The organism is Streptomyces sp. UNOC14_S4, assembly GCF_020740835.1.
Lineage (GTDB): Bacteria > Actinomycetota > Actinomycetes > Streptomycetales > Streptomycetaceae > Streptomyces.
The window spans coordinates 1-8,528 of the sequence record NZ_JAINFC010000338.1 but is presented as its reverse complement, the minus strand read 5'-3'; the positions used below and the strand labels follow the sequence as shown (position 1 = coordinate 8,528).

Annotated in this window: 6 protein-coding genes; 4 read left to right on the top strand and 2 right to left on the bottom strand. The window is 72.6% G+C overall.

Translation table 11 applies throughout. The features are described from left to right. Positions 1 to 95 precede the first annotated feature (95 nt). Together K6I34_RS25500 and K6I34_RS25495 are read right to left on the bottom strand one after the other, a co-directional pair. Positions 96 to 281, bottom strand: a complete 186-nt coding sequence (locus K6I34_RS25500) for a hypothetical protein (protein ID WP_229328852.1) — start codon at positions 279 to 281, stop codon at positions 96 to 98. A 616-nt stretch (positions 282 to 897) separates the two neighbouring features. Then, positions 898 to 3,831 (bottom strand): BTAD domain-containing putative transcriptional regulator, encoded by a 2,934-nt coding sequence (locus K6I34_RS25495; protein WP_229328850.1) that lies wholly within the window; start codon positions 3,829 to 3,831, stop codon positions 898 to 900. 154 nt (positions 3,832 to 3,985) lie between these two features. On the opposite strand from K6I34_RS25495, the gene K6I34_RS25490 reads away from it, so the two are divergent. From K6I34_RS25490 to K6I34_RS25475, 4 genes are all read left to right on the top strand, one after another. Continuing rightward, positions 3,986 to 5,209 (top strand): amidohydrolase family protein, encoded by a 1,224-nt coding sequence (locus K6I34_RS25490; protein WP_229328848.1) that lies wholly within the window; start codon positions 3,986 to 3,988, stop codon positions 5,207 to 5,209. Between the two features lie 98 nt (positions 5,210 to 5,307). After that, positions 5,308 to 6,219, top strand: a complete 912-nt coding sequence (locus K6I34_RS25485) for a TIGR03619 family F420-dependent LLM class oxidoreductase (RefSeq protein ID WP_229328855.1) — start codon at positions 5,308 to 5,310, stop codon at positions 6,217 to 6,219. Positions 6,220 to 6,265: 46 nt separating this feature from the next. Further along, on the top strand, positions 6,266 to 7,054 hold the full coding sequence (locus K6I34_RS25480; RefSeq protein WP_229328846.1) for an SDR family NAD(P)-dependent oxidoreductase: 789 nt from the start codon (positions 6,266 to 6,268) through the stop codon (positions 7,052 to 7,054). Positions 7,055 to 7,230: 176 nt separating this feature from the next. Beyond that, entirely contained in the window at positions 7,231 to 8,352 is a 1,122-nt protein-coding gene (locus K6I34_RS25475; RefSeq protein WP_229328844.1) for an LLM class flavin-dependent oxidoreductase, read from the top strand. Positions 8,353 to 8,528 lie beyond the last annotated feature (176 nt).

The window sequence follows — 8,528 nt, the reverse complement described above, 5'->3', positions numbered from 1 at the left end:
TGTGTATAAGAGACAGTGTTTCCCCCGTGCCCCCGTATCGTTCCGGGTTCGCCCGGGCCGGATCGTTTCAGCCGACCCGGGCGAACTCGGTCGGATCAGCTCTGCGTGAGCGGGTGGCCCGTCGTCGCGTGGTCGTCGTCCATGACGCGCGGCTCACCGATGGTCGCGTGGTCGTCCGGCGGCGGAGCGAACCCCGGCGCGGCGACGATGCCGCCACCACCCGTCGCATGATCGTCCTGCGGTGTGGCCACGACTGGCTTGAGCTTGCGCTCGTCGCTCATGTCGATCAACTCCGATGGTCAGTGCGAGTCGTTTGGTGTGAAGGGGAGGTGATCCTCGGGGACCGCAGAACCCGCCCGGCGACTCCCCCGAGGATCGCCGGACGGGCATGAGGGCTGATCAGGTTGATCATCCCTAGGTGAGGTTTCACCTACGACCCGCCTGCCCCCCGACGCGACGGATCGATGTCCATAAGAATGGCGGGGGGAGATAAACGATCGATGAACGGGCACGTGACAGGGGTGTTCCGGGGTTGCGCGGGCTTCTGGGGCCGGGGTTTTCAACCCTCCGGGCCTGCCGCGGCGGGCTCCTTCGCCCGCTGCTGTGCCTGTTCTGTTTTTCCCCCGGGGTGGGCGTACCCGAAACCGGTCGGCACCGTGTGCCGGGGTTCGGCTGGGCCGTCGCCGAGGCGTGCCCCTGTTCCCGGGGGCTTTGCCCCCGGGCCCTCGCTGTGCCCACTGGGGTGCGTCTTGCGTTGCGCGCGGCTGCGGGGCGCCTACCGGGGTGCCTCTTGCGCTTGGCGCGCGGCCGCCGGCCGGTGGGGGCTTGTCGCGCAGTTCCCCGCGCCCCTTTCGGGGCGCTGCCCGGCACCCGGTGCGCCCCTTACGGGGCACGCCGCTACGCCGCCGTCACCACCCCCGACAGCAACCCCCGGACCTCCGTCGCCTCCGACGCGCCCAGTTGTTCGTAGATGCCCAGCGCTTCCGTCCAGCAGGCGCGGGCGCGGCCGGGCTGGCCGAGGGCGTCCAGGGAGCGGCCCAGGAGGGTGAGGATGTTGCCGCGGCGCCAGGCACCCCCGATGTTGCGGAGCTTGAGGGCCTGCTCGGCGTGGTGGGCGGCCGCGGCGGGGCGGCCCGCGCAGAGGTGGACGTCCGCTATGCGGTAGTGCGTCATACCCTCCCACAGCCGCTGGCGGCTGTCGCGGAAGACCGGGAGCGCCTCGTCGAACCGGGCCAGGGCCTCCTCGTAGCGGCCGGCGTGCGTGAGGGCGACGCCGAGCGCGTAGAGGCCGTTGGCCAGCCGCCAGGTGGCGCCGAGCTCCTGGTAGAGCGCGAGGGCCTGCTCGGCGAGGCGGACGCCCTCCGCGGAGCGGCCGGTGTCCATCAGGACGCGGGAGAGGTTGCTGAGCGCGCTCGCCTCGCCCGAGCGGTTGCCGTCCTTGCGGAAGGCCGCGAGCGCGTGCGACAGGTGGGCCACCGCCTCCTCGCTGCGGTGCTGGTAGATGGCGATGATGCCGCGGATGTTCGCGGCGTTGCAGGAGGGAACGATGTCGCCGCAGGACTGCCCGAGCTCGATCGCGAGGCGGGCGTGTTCGTCGGCGGGGGCGAAGCGGCCGCCGATGCGGTCCACGTGGGCCAGTACGGTCCGGGCGCGCCCCTCCGCCAGGGTGTCCCCGCTCTGCTGGGCCGTGAGCAGCAGGGCCGTGGCGGCCTGCTCGTACTGGCGGGAGTCGGCGCCGGACTCGGCGAGGTCCTTCGCGGCCAGCAGCAGGTCGACGGCGCGTCGCAGGGTGTGCCCGGTGGTGCCCGCCTGCTGGCGCACGCACGCGAGCAGGCAGCCCGCCTCGGCGAACAGCCAGTCGCTCGCCGCCTGTCCGTCGGTGAAGGTGAGGCCGGGGTGGGTGGTGGGGGCCAGGTGGGTGAGCATCTTCTCGCCGGGGCGCTCGACGACGTACACCTCGGCGGCGGTGGCGAGGTAGAAGTCGAGCAGCCGGGACATGGCGGCCTCGCGCTCGGCGGGCGGCTGTTCGTCGCGCTCGGCGCACGCACGCGCGTAGAGGCGGACGAGGTCGTGGAAGCGGTAGCGGCCGGGCGCGGCGGATTCGAGGAGCGAGGTGTCCACGAGGGACTCCAGCAGGTCCTCGGTGGCCTCGGCGTCCAGGTCGAGCACGGCGGAGGCGGCGGCCAGGGAGATGTCCGGGCCGTCGGCGAGGCCGAGGAGGCGGAAGGCGCGGGCCTGTGCGGGCTCCAGCTGGCCGTAGCCGAGTTCGAAGGTGGCCTTGACGGCGAGGTCGCCGGCGCGGAGCTCGTCCAGCCTGCGGCGTTCGTCGGCGAGCTTGCGGGCCAGCACGGAGACCGTCCAGGTGCGGCGGGCGGCCAGCCGGGAGGCGGCGATGCGGATGGCGAGCGGCAGGAAGCCGCAGGCGGCGACGACGTCCATGGCGGCGTCGCGCTCCGCGTCGACGCGCTCCTGGCCGACGATGCGGGTGAACAGCACGAGTGCCTCGTCCGGGCTCATCACGTCGAGGTCGACGAGGTGGGCGCCCTCCAGGTCCACCATGCGGGCGCGGCTGGTGACCAGGGCGGCGCAGCCCTCCGTGCCCGGCAGCAGCGGGCGGATCTGGGCGGCGTCGCGGGCGTTGTCGAGCAGGGTGAGGACGCGGCGGCCGTCGAGGGTGGAGCGGAAGAGCGCGGCGCGGTCCTGGAGCCCGTCCGGGATCGCGGAGTCCGGGATGCCCAGGGCGCGCAGGAAGGACCCGAGGACGGCCTCCGGCTCCGCGGGCACGGGGCCGGCGCCCTGGAGGTCGACGTAGAGCTGTCCGTCGGGGAAGTGGTGCCGTGCCGCGTGCGCGACGTGCACCGCGAGGGTCGTCTTGCCGACGCCGCCGATGCCCGCGACCGCCGAGACGGCCATGATCCGGCCCTCCGCGGTGGTGAGCTCGTCGCCCAGCTCGTCGACGAAGGCCGCGCGGCCGGTGAAGTCGGAGACCGTCGCGGGGAGCTGCGCGGGCCGGATGAACGTGGGGCCCGCCGGCGGGCGGTCGTCCGGGGAGATGTGCAGGGTGAGGTCGGCGTCGGCGTGCAGGATGCGCCGCTGGAGCTCGGCGAGCTCGGGGCAGGGGTCGACGCCGAGCTCGTCGGCCAGCAGCTTGCGGGTGTCGGCGTAGACGGCGAGGGCCTCGGCCTGCCGTCCGCTGCGGTAGAGGGCGAGCATCAGCAGCTCGCGCAGCCGCTCGCGCAGCGGGTGGGCGGCGGTCAGGGCGGTCAGCTCGGAGACGGCCTCGGCGTGCGCGCCGACCTCCAGGTCGAGGTCGAGCCGGGACTCGATGAGCGTGAGCCGCCACTCCTCCAGCCGGGCGCGCTGGGTCTCCGCGTACGGGCCGGGCAGTCCGGCCAGCGGCTCGCCGTCCCACACCCCCAGGGCCTCGTTGATCAGCTCGCGGGCGCGGCTCCGGTCGCCCGAGGCGCGGGCCTTCTCCGCCTCGGTGGCGAGGTGTTCGGCCTTGTCGATGTCGAGGCTGCCCGCCCCGACCCGGATCGCGTACCCGCCGGACTCGCTGACCAGGACGTCGGCGTCGGGGCCGAACGCCTTGCGGAGCCGGGAGGCGTAGGTGCGCAGCGCGGCGAGCGCGGCGTGCGGGGGCTCCTCGCCCCACAGCGCGTCCACCAGCTCGGGCGCGGTGGCGGTGCGGCCGCCGCGCAGCAGCAGGGCGGCGAGCAGTGCCCGCTGCTGAGGCGAACCGGTGTGCAGCAGCTCCCTGCCGCGCCGGGCCCGCACGGGCCCGAGCACGGTGAAACGCAGATGGTGTCCGTGCCCTGTGTCACCGGCCATTGTGACCCCCTGCCTGTCCCACTCGGTCGCACCGGTCAGTCTGCCTTGTCGGCGGGCTCTGCGTCAGCAGTGGTCGAGTCTCTCCACAGAGCCTGCAAGAGCCGGGTCCGCGCGACTGCTGACGGATCGTCAGCAACTCGCTAACGTGTCAGCCATGGATGGTTTCCCCAGGATCATCTCGGTGGACGACCACACCGTCGAGCCCCCGCACGTCTGGCGGAACCGGCTCCCGGCGAAGTTCCGCGACGTCGGACCACGTGTCGTGCGCGCGCCCGTGCGGCGGATGACGTTCACGGGCGGACGGTTCACCCCGGTCATGGGCGACCCGGGGGACCCCGGACCGGTGGCGGACTGGTGGATCTATGAGGATTTGCGCCGTCCGCTCACGCGGCTGGATACCGCCGTCGGATACTCCAGGGACGACGTCAAGCTGGAAGGCATCACCTACGAAAAGATGCGACCGGGGTCCTACAGCGTTCCGGAACGTTTGGCCGATATGGATCGCAACCATGTCCAGTCCGCGCTCTGTTTCCCCACGTTCCCGCGTTTCTGCGGCCAGACGTTCGCCGAGGCGGCGGACCGCGGGCTCGCCCTGCTGTGCGTCCGCGCGTACAACGACTGGATGGTCGAGGAGTGGTGCGGCCCGGACGCGCGCGGACGTCTGATACCGCTCGGCATCGTCCCCCTCTGGGACGCGGAGGAGGCCGCCGCGGAGGTGTACCGCAACGCCGCCCGGGGCGTGCGCGCCGTCTGCTTCTCGGAGATCCCGCCGCACCTGGGCCTGCCGTCCGTCCACAGCGACGCCTGGGACCCCTTCCTGCGCGCCTGCGCGGAGACCGGCACGGTCGTCGCCATGCACATCGGCTCCTCCTCCCGCATGCCGTCCACCTCGGACGACGCCCCGCCCGCCGTCAGCTCCGCCCTCACCTTCGCCAACTGCTGCTTCTCCCTGGTCGACTGGCTGCTCTCGGGGGCCTTCGACCGCTTCCCGGAGCTGCGCGTCATGTACGCGGAGGGGCAGATCGGCTGGATTCCGTACATCCTGGAGCGCGCCGACACCATCTGGACCCACAACCGCGGCTGGGGCGGCGTCGCCGACAAGGTCCTCAGCCCGCCCTCCGAGCTCTTCGCCGCCCACGTCCACGGCTGCTTCTTCGACGACCCCTTCGGCCTGCGCAACCTCGACGCCATCGGGGTCGGCAACGTCCTCTACGAGACCGACTACCCCCACTCCGACTCCACCTGGCCGCGCTCCCGCGAGGTCGCGGAGGAGCAGATGGCGCACCTGTCGCCGGACGTGGTGGAACGTGTCGTACGGGGCAACGCGATCGATCTCCTCGGCCTGACGGAGGAGGGGCTGTGGGCGGGAGCGGTTTAGAGTCCGGCGGCGTGCCACAGGGCGACCCGGGTCCGCACGGGCCGCGTGGCGCGCCGCACGGGCTGCGCGTGCTGCCCGAGGGGCGGCTCTCCTACGGGATGCAGGTGCCCATCACCTCGCTCAGCACGCTCTACGCCGAGCCCTGGGAGGTCGAGGCGGGGCCCGGGGCGCTGCGGCAGGTCGCGCGCGCCGCCGACCGGCTCGGCTTCGCCTACGTGGCCACCTGCGACCACGTCGCCGTGCCCGTACGGCTGGCCGCCGCGATGGGCACCACGTGGTACGACCCCGTGGCCACGCTCGCGCACCTCGCGGCCGTCACCGAACGCACCCTGCTGCTCAGCCATGTGTCCGTGGCGGCACTGCGGCACCCGCTCGTGCTGGCCAAGCAGTACGCCACGGTCGACCGGCTCTCGGACGGACGCCTGGTGCTCGGGGTGGGCGCCGGGCACGTGCGGGAGGAATTCCAGGCGCTGGGCGTGGACTTCCACCGGCGCGGGGCGCTGCTGGACGAGACCGTCGACGCCCTGAAAGCGGCCCTGGGCCCGGAGGAGTTCCCCGAGTTCCGCGGCTCCCGCTTCGCCTTCCGCGGGCTCGGCCAGGCGCCGCGCCCCGCCCGTACGCCCCGGCCGCCCGTATGGGTGGGCGGTTCCTCGCCCGCCGCGCTGCGCCGTGCCGCGCTCCGGGGCGACGGCTGGCTGTCGCAGGGCGACCCGCGGGAACGGCTGCCCGAGCGGATCGACGCGCTGCGGCGGCTGCGCGAGAAGGCCGGCCGGGACGGGCCGTTCGCCGTCGGGGCGATCTCCGAGGCGCTGTACGTCGGAACGCCCGGCTGGGACGTCGGCCCGCGCACGCTCTCCGGGCGCGCGGGGACGGTCGCGGAGTCCCTGCGGGTGTACGGGGCGCTGGGCGTGGACCAGATCCAGGTCCGGTTCCGGTGCCGGGACCTGGCCGAGCTGCTCGACCAGATGGCCGCGTTCGCGGGAGAGGTGGCACCGCTGCTGAACGACTGAGCCGCCGCCGGCTCCGTCGTCCGTACGCACACGGAGGTCGTACACCATGGGCAAGCTGGACGGACGCGTCGTGCTCATCACCGGGGCCGCCCGCGGGCAGGGGGAGCGGGAGGCCCGGCTCTTCGCCGCCGAGGGGGCGAAGGTCGTCCTCGCCGACGTGCTCGACGACCAGGGGCAGGCCGTGGCCGAGGAGATCGGCCCCGACGCGGCCCTGTACGTGCACCTGGACGTCGGCGAGGAGGACCAGTGGGAGACGGCCGTGGCCGACGCCCGCGGCCGTTTCGGGAAACTGGACGGGCTCGTCAACAACGCGGGAATTCTCCGGTACAACGAGCTGGTGAACACCCCGCGCGACGAATTCATGGAGGTCGTGCGCGTCAACCAGCTGGGCGTCTTCCTCGGTATGCGGGCCGCCGTTCCCGAGCTCGTGGCGGCGGGCGGCGGTACGGTCGTCAATACGGCCTCGTACACCGCGCTGGCCGGAATTCCGTTCCTCACGTCGTACGCCGCGACGAAGGGCGCCGTCGTCGCCATGACGCGGGTGGCGGCGCTGGAACTCGCGGAGAGGAACATCCGCGTCAATGTGCTCTGCCCCGGCGCGGTCGACAGCCCCATGACGAATCCGGCCCTGCTCGACCCCGGGGCGGACGCGGAGAAGGCGGCCGCGGAATCCGTTTCCCTGTACCGGAAGATGGTGCCCCTCGGGAGGATCGGGCGGCCGGAGGAGGTGGCCCGTATGGCGCTGTTCCTGACGGGGGACGACTCGTCGTACGTGACCGGGCAGCCGCTGGTGGTGGACGGCGGGTGGCTCGCGGGCATCCGGGTGTTCTCCTGAGCGGGACGACTGGCCGCGGAGGGCTGCGACAGGGGCCGTGCAGGGGGCTGCGGCAGGGCCGTACAGAGGGCCCACCGCTGCCCGCCGCTCCCTTGACGCTCCATGCCGCCGATGCCAGAGTCAGCGTATCTGACGGCTCGTCAGGAACCGTCGGGAACCTGGGACGGTGAACCCCCATGGAATTCGGGATCTTTGTGCAGGGCTATGTTCCGGCGAGCAGGTCACGGACCGACCCGGCGGCCGAGCACCACGCCCTGCTGGAGGAGGCGGAATACGTCGTCGAGGCGGACCGGGCGGGCTTCAAATACGCCTGGGCGACCGAGCACCACTTCCTCGACGAGTACTCCCACCTCTCCGCCAACGACGTCTTCCTCGGCTATCTCGCGCACGCCACCGAACGCATCCATCTCGGCTCCGGCATCTTCAATCCGCTGCCGCAGGTCAACCACCCGGCGAAGGTCGCCGAGAAAGCCGCGATGCTCGACCATCTCACCGGCGGACGCTTCGAGTTCGGCACCGGACGGGGAGCCGGGAGCCATGAGATCCTCGGATTCCTCCCCGGCGTGACGGACATGAACCTCACCAGGGAGATCTGGGAGGAGACGATCGCCGAATTCCCCCGGATGTGGCTCCAGGAGGAGTACCCGGGATTTCAGGGCGAACACTGGTCGCTGCCGCCCCGCAAGATCCTCCCCAAGCCGTACGGCAAGGCGCACCCCGCCATGTGGTACGCGGCGGGCTCGCCCTCCTCGTACGCGATGGCCGCCCGCAAGGGGCTCGGCGTGCTCGGCTTCAGCGTGCAGAAGGTCGCCGACATGGAGTGGGTCGTCGACTCCTACAAGACGGCGGTCAAGGACGCCGAGCCGGTCGGGGCCTTCGTCAACGACAACGTCATGGTCACCACGACCGCGATCTGCGCCGAGACGCACGCGGACGCCGTCCGTATCGCGGCCTCCGGCGGGCTGCACTACCTGCAGTCGCTGCTCTTCCGCTACCACGACACGTTCCCGCGGCCGGAGGGGATCCCGCGGTGGCCCGAGCTGCTGCCGGAGTACACCGAGGAGATCATCGAACTCCTCATCGCCGAGGAACTGATGGTGTGCGGCGACCCCGACGAGGTCCTGCGCCAGTGCAAACGGTGGGAACAGGCGGGGGCGGACCAACTGGCGTTCGGCCTCCCGGTGGGAGTGCCGCGGGAGGACACGCTGCGGACGATCCGGCTGATCGGGGAACGGGTGATCCCGGAGATCGACGCGGATCCGGTCCACCGGACGGTGCGGATGCGGGGTTCCGCTTGAGCGTGTGCCGGTTCCGGGTGCGGGTGGGATGCGCGGGTGCGCCTACCGGGCGGCGGCGTGAGCTTTGTTCGCGTCTGCGGCCTGGCGGGGGTTGGCCGCGCAGTTCCCCGCGCCCCTGACGGGGCGTCGGCGCCCCGGGCTCGCTTCGGGGGCCCAGGGGGCGGAGCCCCCGGAGC